This window comes from Pseudomonas sp. MWU12-3103b (assembly GCF_023100615.1).
GTDB lineage: Bacteria > Pseudomonadota > Gammaproteobacteria > Pseudomonadales > Pseudomonadaceae > Aquipseudomonas > Aquipseudomonas putida_A.
Map to the genome: position 1 here is coordinate 12,803 of NZ_JALMEY010000017.1, position 13,411 is coordinate 26,213.

Below are 13,411 nucleotides of genomic sequence, written 5' to 3' on the forward strand. Positions count from 1 at the left end.
CCAATTCGTGACACACGCCTCATCTCAAGGCGAACCCTTTCGCCTTGGCTCCTACGATAAAAACAAGTTTTGGAGACCAGCATGAACGCATCGCTTACGCCCAACGAAACCACGGTCCAGAAGGTCAAGTTGCTGATCGACGGCGAGTGGGTCGAATCGCAGACCACCGAGTGGCACGACATCGTCAACCCGGCGACCCAGCAAGTGCTGGCCAAGGTTCCGTTCGCCACCGCCGCTGAAGTCGATGCCGCCATCAGTGCCGCGCACCGCGCGTTCCAGACCTGGAAACTGACCCCGATCGGCGCGCGGATGCGCATCATGCTCAAGCTGCAGGCACTGATCCGCGAGCACTCCAAGCGCATCGCCGTAGTGCTGAGCGCCGAGCAGGGCAAGACTATTGCCGACGCCGAGGGCGATATTTTCCGTGGCCTGGAAGTGGTCGAACACGCCTGTTCCATCGGCACCCTGCAAATGGGCGAGTTCGCCGAAAACGTGGCCGGTGGCGTCGATACCTACACCCTGCGTCAGCCGATCGGCGTGTGCGCCGGCATCACCCCGTTCAATTTCCCGGCGATGATTCCGCTGTGGATGTTCCCGATGGCGATCGCTTGCGGCAACACCTTCGTCTTGAAGCCTTCGGAACAGGATCCGCTGTCGACCATGCTGCTGGTGGAGCTGGCAATCGAGGCTGGCGTTCCGGCAGGTGTGCTCAACGTCGTTCATGGTGGTAAAGACGTGGTTGATGGCCTGTGCACCCACAAGGACATCAAAGCGGTGTCGTTCGTCGGTTCGACCGCGGTCGGTACGCATGTCTACGACCTGGCTGGCAAGCACGGCAAACGCGTGCAATCGATGATGGGTGCGAAGAACCATGCTGTCGTGCTGCCGGACGCCAATCGCGAGCAAGCGCTGAATGCCTTGGTCGGCGCCGGTTTCGGTGCGGCAGGGCAACGCTGCATGGCCACCTCGGTGGTGGTGCTGGTCGGTGCGGCGAAACAGTGGCTGCCGGATCTGAAAGCGCTGGCGCAGAAACTCAAGGTCAACGCCGGCAGCGAGGCGGGCACCGATGTCGGCCCGGTGATCTCGAAGAAAGCCAAGGCGCGGATTCTCGAGCTGATCGAAAGCGGCATCAAGGAAGGCGCAAAGCTTGAACTCGATGGTCGCGACATCAAGGTGCCGGGCTACGAGCAAGGCAACTTCGTCGGCCCGACCCTGTTCTCGGGCGTGACCACCGACATGCAGATCTATACCCAGGAAATCTTCGGCCCGGTGCTGGTGGTGCTGGAAGTCGACACCCTCGATCAGGCCATCGCACTGGTCAACTCCAACCCGTTCGGCAACGGCACGGGCCTGTTCACCCAGAGCGGTGCGGCGGCGCGCAAATTCCAGACGGAAATCGACGTCGGCCAGGTCGGCATCAACATCCCGATTCCAGTGCCGGTGCCGTTCTTCAGCTTCACCGGTTCCCGTGGTTCGAAACTCGGCGACCTCGGCCCGTACGGCAAGCAAGTGGTGCAGTTCTACACCCAGACCAAAACGGTCACGGCGCGCTGGTTCGATGACGACAGCGTCAACGACGGCGTGAACACCACCATCAACCTGCGCTGAGGACTGGCCATGAAAATCGCATTTATCGGTCTGGGCAACATGGGCGCGCCGATGGCGCGCAACCTGATCAAGGCCGGCCACTCGCTGAATCTGGTCGACCTGAACAAGACGGTGCTGGCGGAGCTGGAGCAACTGGGCGGCACCATTCGCGCCTCGGCCCGGGAAGCGGCGGAAGACGCCGAACTGGTGATCACCATGCTCCCGGCGGCGGTGCATGTGCGCAGCGTCTGGCTGGGTGAGGACGGCGTGCTGGCCGGTATCGGCAAAGGCGTGCCGGCGGTGGATTGCAGCACCATAGATCCGCAGACCGCCCGCGATGTGGCCGCCGCTGCCGCCAAACAAGGCGTGGCCATGGCTGATGCACCGGTCTCCGGCGGCACTGGCGGCGCGACCGCCGGCACGCTGACCTTCATGGTCGGCGCCACTCCGGAACTGTTCGCCACCCTGCAACCGGTGCTGGCGCAGATGGGCCGCAACATCGTGCATTGCGGTGAAGTCGGCACCGGGCAAATCGCCAAGATCTGCAACAACCTGCTGCTGGCGATCTCGATGGTCGGCGTCAGTGAAGCCATGGCGTTGGGCGATGCGCTGGGGATCGACACTTCGGTGCTGGCCGGGATCATCAACAGTTCGACCGGGCGTTGCTGGAGTTCGGAAATGTACAACCCGTGGCCGGGCATCGTCGAAACGGCGCCAGCCTCGCGCGGGTATACCGGTGGGTTTGGTGCCGAACTGATGCTCAAGGATCTGGGGCTGGCGACCGAAGCGGCGCGTCAGGCGCATCAACCGGTGGTGCTCGGCGCGGTGGCGCAGCAGTTGTATCAGGCGATGAACCAGCGCGGGGAGGGCGGCAAGGACTTCTCGGCGATTATCAACAGCTATCGCAAGCCACAGTAACTTGGACATCAATACTTTTTGTGGCAACGGAGACTTTTTGGTGAGGGGATTTATCCCCGATCGACTGTGTAGCAGTCGCAACCACTGAGCCTGCGTTTCAACTGACACAATGCGGGGGGGCGCTTTGCGCCCATCGGGGATAAATCCCCTCGCCACAAATCTCACAGGCGCCACAACCATGGCGTCAGCCAGAATGCAGTAGGTGTTGCCGGGAAATCACGTCGGGTGGTTTCCCGGCTTTTTTGCATCAGGCAAAGACGAAATATTTGCGTACGGTCTCCACCACTTCCCAAGTGCCTTTCATCCCCGGTTCAACCACGAAGATGTCGCCAGCACGCAGGTGAATCGGCGCCATGCCGTCCGGGGTGATGATGCAGTAGCCTTCCTGGAAATGGCAGTACTCCCACTTCACATAATCGACCCGCCACTTGCCCGGGGTGCAGATCCAGGTGCCCATGATCTTGCTGCCGTCTTCGCTGGTGTAAGCGTTGAGGTTGACGGTGTGCGGGTCACCTTCGAGTTTTTCCCATTTGCAGGCATCGAGTAACGGCAGCGGGTGGGTGTCGCGCAGAACGGTGATGGGGGCGGTCGCGGTCATGAGAACTCCGGGCAGTGGGCGGATGGCAAAGAAACCAACTCGCACCCTATAGCGCCCGGTTGCCGCTCAGTTGTCTGTGCTCGACATCGAGCTGCTCAGAAACGCGCAAACCGTCAAAGGTTTTCCAGCGGGCATTCGACCCGCGCCCGTTCAAGGTCGATTTCGAAACCTTCCAGTTGCGCGTATTGCCGCGTCAGCTCAGCGATGCTGCTGTTGATCTCGCGTTTTTTTGCCTCGATAGCCTGTTGGGCCAGATCCCATGGCATGGCCTCGCCATGATGCGCGGCAAAAATCGTCTGCAATTCCCGGAGCCTGAAGCCCATCTCTTTTGCGCATTTGATGAAGATCAGCAGTTCGATGCTTTGTTGGTCGTAGAGGCGATATTTACCTTGGCGCCGGGGCGTGGGCAGCAGACCGATCGACTCGTAGTGGCGAATGCTTTTGATGGTGGTGCCGGCACGTTGCGCGGCTTGGCCGATGTACATAAAAGTCCTTTTTCAATGTGAAACCGTGCGGCGCATTATCGGCAGACTTAGCGGCGGGCGATAGCGTGCGCCTGATGCAGCCAGCGCTGGCGCTGCCGGTCGCTGGAGTCAAGCAGCGGGCCGAAGGTCAGCGTGCGCAGGGGGTTGATACCACAGAACTGCAGGGTGGTCTTGCGCACCTGATGCAGTCCCGGCATCCGGTAGATCCAGCGGTAATACCAGAGTGGCGTGTCCATCGTCACCAGCAAATGCGCGGTGCGCCCCTTGAGCAACTGATCGGGAAAGGGTTTGCCTTTTCGGTATTTGAAAGCGAATCCCGGCAGCAACACCCGATCAAAAAAACCTTTGAGCAGCGCTGGAATGCCGCCCCACCAGATCGGGTAGACCAGCGTCAGATGTTCGGCCCAAAGGATGTCGGATTGCGCGCGGCTCAAGTCTTCTTCCAGCGCTTGAACCTGTTGATACCCCTGGCGCAACACCGGGTCAAAAGCCATCTCTCCCAGGCGTAGCTGACGCACCTGGTGTCCGGCATCGAGCGCTGATTGTGCGTAGCGCTCGGCGAGTGCGGCGCAGAAACTCGTCGCGCCGGGATGGCCGAGAATCAGCAGAATGCGTTTGCCCATGGTCATGCTCCTTGCCGTTGAACGCCAAGGATGAAGTCTGCCCCTCAGGGGAGAGTCAAGGCTTGCAGCAAGGCTTTGGCATAACCGGGCAGCGCGCTGAAGTCCCGGGCGCAGAGCATCAGCGTGCGGCGGGCCCATGGCTCGTTGAGGGGGATGCTGTTGAATGAGCGCGGCGTCGCGCGTTCAATGGCCACCAGCGGCACGATGGCGAGGCCGGCGCCTCGGGCGACCATGCGCAGCACCCCTTCGAAACCGTCGGCGCGGATCCGCACCTGCATGCGCGAGCCGCTGTGCAGCGCCTGTTCTTCGAGGTAGATCGCCAGCGCGCTGTCGGTGCTCAGGCCGACGAAATCGTGGTGCAGGGCGTCGCTGAAACTGACCTCGGCGGCGTCGGCCAGTGGATGTCCGTGCGGCGCGATCAGTCGCAACGGGTCGTCGCGAAACGGCTGGGTCTGCAGATCGGTGGTGTCCACTGCATCGGAGACGATGCCGATATCGGCTGCGCCCTGGCGCAAGGCGTGGATGATGCGGGCGCTGGGCAGTTCCTGCAGATCGATGTCGAGGTTGGGATGCTCGCGCAAAAAGTCCGCGAGCACTTCCGGCAGGTATTCGGTGATCGCCGTGGTGTTGCACAACAGTCGCACCTGACCTTTGACGCCCTGGGCGTAGTCGGCCAGATCCTGCTGCATGCGTTCGGCCTGTTGCAGGAGGATGCGCGCGTGGTGGGCCAGCGCCTTGCCAGCGGGCGTCGGGCTCACGCCACGGCGGCCGCGCTGCAGGAACTCGGTGCCCAGCGAGGCTTCCATGGCGCGAATGCGCGCACTGGCGGCGGCGAGCGAAAGATGGCTGCGGGCGGCGCCGGCGGTGATGTTGCCGGCGTCGAGGATGTGCAGGTAGAGGCGCAGGTCGGTGAGGTCGAAGTGCATGGGGCCGCCTGTGGTTGTTGTGGTGTCTGGGCGGGCCTCTTCGCGAGCAAGCCCGCTCCCACAGTGGATCAGTGGTGAATCCAAAACTGTGGGAGCGGGCTTGCTCGCGAAGGGGCCATCAGCCGCAACGCAATTAACAGCCTCTTGTACCGGCAGAGGCAGCCTCAGTATATGGCAGATTTTCAACGCACCCGCCAAAGCGCACAGTAGCGCCATGAACGCATTTGCAGACTTCTATCAAAACCTCGGCTTGGCTCTGTGCCTGCTGGTCATCGCCACTTTCATCATGGCCGGACTGGTCAAAGGCGTGATCGGCCTCGGTCTGCCCACTGTCGCCATGGGCCTGCTTGGTCTGGCTATGGCGCCGTCACAGGCAGCCGCGCTGCTGATCATTCCGGCGACGCTGACCAATGTCTGGCAATTGGCGTTCGGCGGGCATCTGAAAGGGCTGCTCAAACGCCTGTGGCCGCTGTTGCTGATGATCTTCCTCGGCACCGCCGTCGGCACGTTGTCGATCGGCATGGCAGGCGGGCATTGGGTGGTGCGTGGGCTGGGCGCGGCGTTGCTGCTGTATGCGTTGAGCGGATTGCTGCTGCCAACGCTGCAGGTCAATCCCCGGCATGAACCGTGGCTCGGCCCGCTGTGCGGGCTGATCACCGGGGTTATCACTTCGGCCACCGGTGTGTTCGTTATTCCGGCGGTGCCGTACCTGCAGGCGCTGGGTTTGAGTCGCGATGAGCTGGTGCAGGCGCTGGGCCTGTCGTTCACCGTGTCGACCCTGGCGCTGGCCGGCGGCCTGTTCTGGCGCGGCGCACTGGGCAGTGGCGAATTGAGCGCGTCGCTGCTGGTGCTGATCCCGGCGATGCTGGGCATGTGGTTCGGCCAATGGCTGCGTCAGCGCATCAGTGCCGTGCTGTTCAAGCGGGTGTTCTTTATCGGACTGGGCGCACTCGGCGCCCATTTGCTGATCAGCGGCTAGCCGACGAGGCGCTGAGCATGTCGATCCGACGGATATCGAAATCACGCTCCAGATACGTCATGCGGTTGTCGAAAAATTCGCGCATGTGCGGCAGGTTCGAATGCACGTCGAGGTGCGCCTGGCTTTCCCAGATCTCGTAAAAGATGAACAGCGTCGGGTCTTCCTTGTCGCGCAGCATGTGGTACTCGATGCAGCCTGGCTCGGCGCGGCTCGGCTCGACATAGGCGCGAAACAGCGCTTCGAAAGCCTCGGCTTTTTCCGGGCGGGTCTTGGCATGCAGGATGAAACCGTGGCGTTCACTCATCGAAACAACTCCTCAAATGCAGATGGCCGGGAATGCTATTGCAACAATCGGCATTCGATTCGTGCTTTTTGATCAAATGTATTTTGCGCCGAGGCGGCTTATTCCGCGCGAGATGGATGGTTAACCTGCCGCCATTCGTTTTCCCATCTTTCTCCAGCCCAATGGCTGCGCGAGGCGTTCCGATGAAAAAAGTGTTGTTGCTCAATGGTGGCAAGAAATTCGCTCACTCCGACGGTCGTTACAACGCCACCCTGCACGAAACCGCGCTGAGCGTGCTGGATCGTGGCGGTCTGGATGTCAAAACCACGTTCATCGACGAGGGTTACGACGTCGCTGAAGAAGTGGCCAAATTCCTCTGGGCCGATGTGATCATTTATCAGATGCCGGGCTGGTGGATGGGTGCGCCGTGGACCGTGAAAAAGTACATCGACGAAGTCTTCACCGAAGGCCACGGCAGCCTCTATGCCAGCGATGGTCGGACCCGTTCCGATGCGTCGCAGAAGTACGGCAGCGGCGGTCTGATTCAGGGCAAGCAATACATGCTGTCGCTGACCTGGAACGCGCCGCAGCAGGCGTTTGACGACCCGAGCGATTTCTTTGAAGCCAAGGGTGTGGACGCGGTGTATTTCCCGTTCCACAAGGCCAATGAGTTTTTGGGCATGAGCGGGCTGCCGACGTTCCTCTGTGTGGACGTGATGAAGCGCCCGAACATCGAGAATGATGTTGCGCGGTATGAGCAGCATCTGAAACAGGTGTTTGCTCTCAAGGCGTGAAGTGATTTCATGTGGTTACAGTTGTAACTGTGGTGAGGGTTTTAAATGTGGTGAGGGGATTCATCCCCGATGGGTCGCGCAGCGGCCCCCCGATCTTGATCTCGAAAAGCGGGGCCTGCTGCGCAGTCCATCGGGGATAAATCCCCTCGCCACAGGGGTGTTCTCTCTCCACAATGGATTTTGTGCTGACGATCAATAAGGGACACCCGTGAAAGCCAGATCCGATGAGTTGCAGATTTTCGTCTGCGTGATCGAGTGCGGTTCGATTTCCGCCGCTGCCGAGCAGGTCGGCCAGACCCCTTCGGCGGTCAGCCGCACACTGTCGCGGCTGGAAGCCAAGCTCGACACCACGCTGATCAACCGCACCACGCGGCGCATGGACCTGACCGAGGAGGGCAAGTATTTCTTCGAGCAGGCCAAGCTGATTCTCGATCAGATGGATGCGCTCGAAGAGCGACTGTCCTCACGCCAGCAAACCCCGTCCGGACGCCTGCGGATCAACGCCGCGTCGCCCTTCATGCTGCACGCCATCGTGCCGTACATCGACGAGTTCCGTGGCCTGTACCCGGACATCCAGCTCGAACTCAACAGCAATGACCTGATCATTGACCTGCTGGAACAAAGCACCGACGTCGCCATCCGCATCGGCACCCTTGCCGACTCGACGTTGCATGCGCGCTCACTGGGTTGCAGCCCGCTGCTGATCGTCGCCAGCCCGGCGTATCTGGAAAAGCACGGCGCGCCGCAGCAGGTCGCCGACTTGAGCGAACACACCCTGCTCGGTTTCACCCACAACGAAGGCCTCAACCAGTGGCCTTTGCGCTACGTGCATGGCGACCGTTGGCCAATCACTCCGGCCATCAGCGCCTCCAGCGGCGAGACCGTGCGTCATCTGGCGCTGGAAGGGCAGGGCATTGCCTGCCTCTCGCACTTCATGACCATCGACGACATCCGCGCCGGGCGCCTCAAGGTGCTGCTGGCGGAATTCAACAGCGGTTATCGCCAGCCGATCAACGCGGTGTACTACCGGAACTCGCAACTGGCGCTGCGCATCCAGTGCTTCCTCGACTTCATCCAGAGCAAGCTTGCGGCTTACGCCAGTGCGGATTTCAAGGGTTGATTCGTGATCCCTGCGCAACAGTGATTTGGGTGATCGCGGGTTTTTCCACCGGGGTTAGCGGTCGATACTCGCGGCATCACTTATTCACGCAGGGAGTTTCTCCATGAACGTATTCATCACCGGCGCTGCCGGATTCATCGGCGGTTCCATCGCCACCGGTCTGGTTCGGGCCGGCCACACCGTCACGGGTCTGGTGCGTAGCGCCGAACAGGCTGATGAGCTGAAAGCACTGGGCATCACCCCGGTGATCGGCACCCTCGAAGACGCCACGCTGCTGGCCGCACAGGCCCGCGCCGCCGATGCGGTGATCAACGCCGCCAGCAGTGACCATCGCGGCGCGGTCGAAGCGTTGCTCGATGCCCTGCACGGTTCGAACAAAGTGTTCCTGCACACCAGCGGTTCGAGCATTGTCGGCGATGCCTCGGGCGGCAAGTCCAGCGACGTCATCTACTACGAAGACAACCTGCCGGAACCCACCGTCGACAAGGCTGCCCGTGTGGCCATCGACAACCTGATCCTCGCCGCCGCGAAGGACGGCGTGAACTCGGCAGTGATCTGCAACACGCTGATCTACGGCCACAGCCTGGGCGTCAATCGCGACAGCGTGCAGTTGCCGCGCCTGCTCAAACAAGCGCGCAAAAGTGGTGTGGTGCGCCATGTCGGCACTGGCCAGAACATCTGGTCCAACGTGCACATCGAAGACGTCGTCGCCCTGTACCTGCTGGCGCTGACCAAGAATGTGCCCGGCACCTTCTACTTCGTCGAAAGCGGCGAAGCGTCGTTCATCGACATGACCACCGCCATGGCCGAAGCGCTGAATCTCGGCGAGCCACAAGACTGGCCACTGCAAGACGCCGAAGCCGAGTGGGGCTACGAAATGGCCAACTACGGCCTTGGCTCCAACAGCCGCGTACGCGGCAAACACGCTCGTGAACTGCTGGGCTGGGCGCCAAAGCGTACGTCGGTGGTGGAGTGGATTCGTAACGAGATGGTGTGAGTTCACGCTACACCGCGTGAAGCCATTCGCGAGCAAGCCCGCTCCCACAAGTGAAGCGCATTCTGGCTGAAGGAATGCGATCAACCTGTGGGAGCGGGCTTGCTCGCGAAAGCGGTGGATCAGTCGGCAGAGATGTTGAATGTGCAGCCGCCATCGCTGGCAAGCCAGCTCCCACAAGTTTTTGTGTTTGCCTGAGAACCATGTAAATCCCGCCCCGCGATTTTCATTAATCGCGACAAGACATACCCAGCAGCGACACGCCTTACCTCTCCACGAAAATTACTTTCATGGTGTTTGAAAATTCGATCTCGAAATGATTTATGAGTTTCACAACCCATTCGAACGTGACCCTTTCGAGGAGTACCGCATGACGCCTTCCTTCGGCTATTGGCTGCTGATGTATGCCGCCGTCGCCATCATCGCCTTGATCGTGCTGATCGCCCGCTACCGGCTCAACCCGTTCATCGTCATCACCCTGATTTCCATCGGTCTGGCGCTGGTGGCGGGGATGCCGCCGTCGGGCGTGGTGGGGGCGTATGAGGCCGGGGTGGGCAAGACGCTGGGGCATATTGCGCTGGTGGTGGCGCTGGGGACGATGCTCGGCAAGATGATGGCCGAGTCCGGCGGCGCGGAGCAGATGGCCCGCACCTTGATCGAAAAATTCGGCGAGAAGAACGCGCACTGGGCGATGGTTTGCATCGCGTTTCTGGTGGGGCTGCCGCTGTTCTTCGAAGTCGGTTTTGTGTTGCTGGTACCCATCGCCTTCACTGTGGCGCGGCGGGTGGGCGTGTCGATTCTGATGGTCGGCTTGCCGATGGTTGCCGGTCTGTCGGTGGTGCATGCGCTGGTGCCGCCGCACCCGGCGGCGATGCTCGCGGTGCAGGCGTATCAGGCCTCGGTCGGGCAGACCTTGCTGTATGCGATTGCCATCGGTATTCCCACCGCAATCATCGCCGGCCCGCTGTACGCCAAATTCATCGTGCCGCGCATTCAACTGCCGGCGGATAACCCGCTGGAAAAACAATTTCTCGACCGCGAACCGCGCGACAAGCTGCCGGGTTTCGGCATCACCATGGCGACCATTCTGTTGCCGGTGGTGCTGATGCTGATCGGTGGCTGGGCCAACCTGATTTCCACGCCGGGCAGTGGTTTCAACCAGTTCCTGTTGTTCATCGGCAACTCGGTGATTGCCTTGTTGCTAGCAACGCTGTTGAGTTTCTGGACGCTGGGCATCGCCCAGGGTTTCAATCGTGAATCGATCCTCAAATTCACCAACGAGTGCCTGGCACCGACCGCCAGCATCACCTTGCTGGTCGGCGCCGGCGGTGGTCTGAACCGGATTCTGGTGGACGCTGGGGTCACCGATCAGATTGTCGGGCTGGCCCACGAATTTCACCTGTCGCCGCTGATCATGGGCTGGTTGTTCGCGGCGTTGATGCGGGTGGCCACCGGCTCGGCGACCGTCGCGATGACCACCGCATCCGGCGTGGTCGCGCCGGTGGCCATCGGTCTGGGTTATCCACACCCGGAATTGCTGGTGCTGGCGACCGGCGCCGGCTCGGTAATCTTTTCCCACGTCAACGACGGCGGCTTCTGGTTGATCAAGGAATACTTCAACATGACGGTCGCGCAGACGTTCAAGACCTGGACCGTGCTTGAGACCCTGATTTCGCTGGTCGCTTTCGGTCTGACCGTCGGCCTTTCTTACCTGCTGTAACCGGAGCCAGCCGCCATGGACATCCTTTATCAGATCCGCGCCCGTCAGGACTCCTTCAGCGCCGGCGAGGGCCGCATCGCCCGGCTGATGCTCGACGACGTCGGTTTTGCCGCGAGCGCCAGCCTCGAAGACCTCGCGCAACGGGCCGAAGTCAGCACCGCCACGCTGTCGCGTTTCGCCCGCACGGTGGGCTGCCGCGACCTGCGTGATCTGCGCCTGCAACTGGCTCAGGCCAGCGGCGTTGGCAGCCGTTTTCTCGACCCGGCGGGCACGCCCGAGCAGTCGGCGTTCTACGGGCAGATTGTCGGCGATATCGAAACCACGCTGCGCCAGCATCTGGCCGGGTTTGACGAATCACGCTTCGCCGACGCGGTAAAAATGCTCGGTCAGGCGCGGATGATTCATGCGTTCGGCATGGGCGGTTGCTCGACCCTGTGCAGCGACGAATTGCAGGTGCGCCTGGTGCGCCTTGGCTACCCAATTGCGGTGTGCCACGACGCGGTGATGATGCGCGTCACCGCCGCCAGCCTGAACGCCGAGCAAGTGCTGATCGTCTGCTCGCTGACCGGCATCACCCCGGAGCTTTTGGAAACTGTCGAGCTGGCGCGCAACTATGGCGCGCGCATTCTGGCCATCACCCGCGCCGACTCGCCGCTGGCCGAACTGGCCGACATCGTCCTGCCGCTGCAAGGCGCGGAAACCTCATTCATCTACAAACCGACGGCGGCGCGCTACGGCATGCTGCTGGCCATCGATGTGCTTGCGACCGAGCTGGCGCTGGCCAACCCTGAAGACAATCAAGAGCGTCTGCGGCGGATCAAACTCGCCCTCGACGAATACCGTGGCGGCGACGATCACCTGCCGCTGGGAGACTGACATGCTGTACGACACGCTGCTCCGCAACGCCACCGTTATCGATGGCAGCAACACCCCCGGCTACCGCGCTGATGTGGCGATTCTCAATGGCTGTATCGAGCGTATCGGCGACCTGCGCAATGCCCACGCCGCTGAAGAAATCGACGCCGCCGGCCGCGTGCTCGCCCCGGGTTTCATCGACGTGCACACCCACGACGACACCGTGGTCATCCGCCAGCCGCAGATGCTGCCCAAGCTCAGCCAGGGCGTGACCACGGTGATTGTCGGCAACTGCGGGATCAGTGCTTCGCCGGTCAGTCTGAAAGGCGATCCGCCGGACCCGATGAACCTGCTCGGCAGCGCAGCGGCGTTCGTCTATCCACGTTTCAGCGATTACCGCGCCGCCGTCGAAGCGGCGAACACCACGTTAAACGTTGCCGCACTGGTCGGTCACACCGCACTGCGCAGCAATCACCTCGACGACCTGTTCCGTACCGCCACTCCAGATGAAATCGCCGCCATGCGCGAGCAATTGCGTGAAAGCCTTGAGTCTGGCGCGCTCGGTTTATCCACAGGCCTGGCCTACGCCAGCGCCTTCAACGCCTCCACCGACGAAGTGAAGCAACTGACCGAAGAACTCACGGCGTTCGGCGCGGTGTACACCACCCATCTGCGCAGTGAATTCGAACCGGTGCTGGAGGCGATGGAGGAAGCGTTCAGCATCGGCCGTCACTCACAATCGCCGGTGATCATTTCCCACCTCAAATGTGCCGGTGTCGGTAATTGGGGGCGCAGTCCGCAGTTGCTCGCGGCGTTGGAGGAAGCAGCGAAAACCCAGCACGTGGGCTGCGATTGCTATCCCTACGCGGCGAGTTCTTCGACCCTGGATCTGAAGCAAGTCACCGATGCTCACCGCATCACCATCACCTGGTCGACGCCGCATCCTGAAGTCAGCGGACGCGACCTGATCGACATCGCCGCCGAATGGAACGTGCCACTGCTCGAAGCCGCCAAGCGCCTGCAACCGGCGGGCGCGGTGTACTACGGCATGGACGAGGCCGATGTACGAAAAATCCTCGCGCATCCATTGTCGATGGTCGGGTCTGACGGCCTGCCGGAAGATCCGTTCCCACATCCACGCCTGTGGGGCGCTTTCCCACGGGTACTCGGACATTTCAGTCGCGATGTCGGGCTGTTTCCGCTGCACACGGCGGTACACAAGATGACCGGTCTGTCGGCGGCACGGTTTGGCTTGCAGGGGAGGGGCGAGATTCGCGAAGGTTATTGGGCGGACCTGGTGCTGTTTGATCCGGCGACCGTGCGCGATGTGGCGGATTTCACTGATCCGCAGCGGGCGGCGCAGGGGATTGATGGGGTGTGGGTCAATGGCGTGTTGAGTTATCGCGATGGGCAGGCGAATGGTCGCCGGGAAGGGCGGTTTCTGGCGCGGGACGGGGATTTGCGCAACAACTTTCGCTGACGTTTCGCGGAGTGCGTCACAGTGGTGGCACATTGCAATTAAAGAAAGC

14 protein-coding genes are annotated in these 13,411 nt (G+C 61.6%); 9 read left to right on the top strand and 5 right to left on the bottom strand.

What is annotated here, in order from left to right; genetic code table 11:
• Positions 1-81: 81 nt before the first annotated feature.
• Positions 82-1,608, top strand: coding sequence for a CoA-acylating methylmalonate-semialdehyde dehydrogenase (locus M0808_RS22970; RefSeq protein WP_247842523.1), 1,527 nt, complete (start codon positions 82-84; stop codon positions 1,606-1,608).
• Between the two features lie 9 nt (positions 1,609-1,617).
• The gene (mmsB, locus tag M0808_RS22975) at positions 1,618-2,505 is read left to right on the top strand and encodes a 3-hydroxyisobutyrate dehydrogenase (protein ID WP_247842524.1); all 888 of its coding nucleotides are present in this window, start codon (positions 1,618-1,620) and stop codon (positions 2,503-2,505) included.
• 247 nt (positions 2,506-2,752) lie between these two features.
• On the opposite strand, the gene M0808_RS22980 is transcribed toward mmsB, so the two are convergent.
• The 4 genes from M0808_RS22980 to M0808_RS22995 form a co-directional block, all read right to left on the bottom strand.
• Complete coding sequence (locus M0808_RS22980) at positions 2,753-3,103, bottom strand: cupin domain-containing protein (RefSeq protein WP_098967093.1); 351 nt, start codon at positions 3,101-3,103, stop codon at positions 2,753-2,755.
• A gap of 113 nt (positions 3,104-3,216) precedes the next feature.
• Complete coding sequence (locus M0808_RS22985; protein ID WP_086793657.1) at positions 3,217-3,588, bottom strand: MerR family transcriptional regulator; 372 nt, start codon at positions 3,586-3,588, stop codon at positions 3,217-3,219.
• A 47-nt stretch (positions 3,589-3,635) separates the two neighbouring features.
• Positions 3,636-4,211, bottom strand: a complete 576-nt coding sequence (locus tag M0808_RS22990) for an NAD(P)H-dependent oxidoreductase (protein WP_247842525.1) — start codon at positions 4,209-4,211, stop codon at positions 3,636-3,638.
• A gap of 44 nt (positions 4,212-4,255) precedes the next feature.
• Positions 4,256-5,137 carry a LysR substrate-binding domain-containing protein gene (locus tag M0808_RS22995; protein ID WP_247842526.1) on the bottom strand — a complete coding sequence of 294 codons (882 nt, stop codon included), beginning with the start codon at positions 5,135-5,137 and terminating at the stop codon, positions 4,256-4,258.
• A gap of 214 nt (positions 5,138-5,351) precedes the next feature.
• Between M0808_RS22995 and M0808_RS23000 the strand changes: the two genes are divergently transcribed.
• Complete coding sequence (locus M0808_RS23000; protein WP_098967098.1) at positions 5,352-6,116, top strand: sulfite exporter TauE/SafE family protein; 765 nt, start codon at positions 5,352-5,354, stop codon at positions 6,114-6,116.
• Here the strand turns inward: M0808_RS23000 and M0808_RS23005 are convergent.
• Complete coding sequence (locus tag M0808_RS23005; RefSeq protein ID WP_027614144.1) at positions 6,106-6,420, bottom strand: putative quinol monooxygenase; 315 nt, start codon at positions 6,418-6,420, stop codon at positions 6,106-6,108. The genes M0808_RS23000 and M0808_RS23005 overlap by 11 nt on opposite strands.
• 182 nt (positions 6,421-6,602) lie before the next feature.
• On the opposite strand from M0808_RS23005, the gene M0808_RS23010 reads away from it, so the two are divergent.
• The 6 genes from M0808_RS23010 to M0808_RS23035 all read left to right on the top strand — a co-directional run bounded on the left by M0808_RS23010 (position 6,603) and on the right by M0808_RS23035 (position 13,362).
• Positions 6,603-7,193, top strand: coding sequence for an NAD(P)H-dependent oxidoreductase (locus M0808_RS23010; RefSeq protein ID WP_098967101.1), 591 nt, complete (start codon positions 6,603-6,605; stop codon positions 7,191-7,193).
• A 208-nt stretch (positions 7,194-7,401) separates the two neighbouring features.
• Entirely contained in the window at positions 7,402-8,313 is a 912-nt protein-coding gene (locus M0808_RS23015) for a LysR family transcriptional regulator (RefSeq protein WP_027614142.1), read from the top strand.
• A 103-nt stretch (positions 8,314-8,416) separates the two neighbouring features.
• Positions 8,417-9,310: an NAD-dependent epimerase/dehydratase family protein gene (locus M0808_RS23020; RefSeq protein ID WP_247842527.1), complete on the top strand. Its 894-nt coding sequence runs from the start codon at positions 8,417-8,419 to the stop codon at positions 9,308-9,310.
• Positions 9,311-9,677: 367 nt separating this feature from the next.
• The gene (locus M0808_RS23025; RefSeq protein ID WP_047598034.1) at positions 9,678-11,027 is read left to right on the top strand and encodes a GntP family permease; all 1,350 of its coding nucleotides are present in this window, start codon (positions 9,678-9,680) and stop codon (positions 11,025-11,027) included.
• A gap of 15 nt (positions 11,028-11,042) precedes the next feature.
• Positions 11,043-11,903, top strand: a complete 861-nt coding sequence (locus M0808_RS23030; RefSeq protein WP_093442302.1) for a MurR/RpiR family transcriptional regulator — start codon at positions 11,043-11,045, stop codon at positions 11,901-11,903.
• Between the two features lies 1 nt (position 11,904).
• Positions 11,905-13,362, top strand: a complete 1,458-nt coding sequence (locus M0808_RS23035; protein ID WP_247842528.1) for a D-aminoacylase — start codon at positions 11,905-11,907, stop codon at positions 13,360-13,362.
• Positions 13,363-13,411 lie beyond the last annotated feature (49 nt).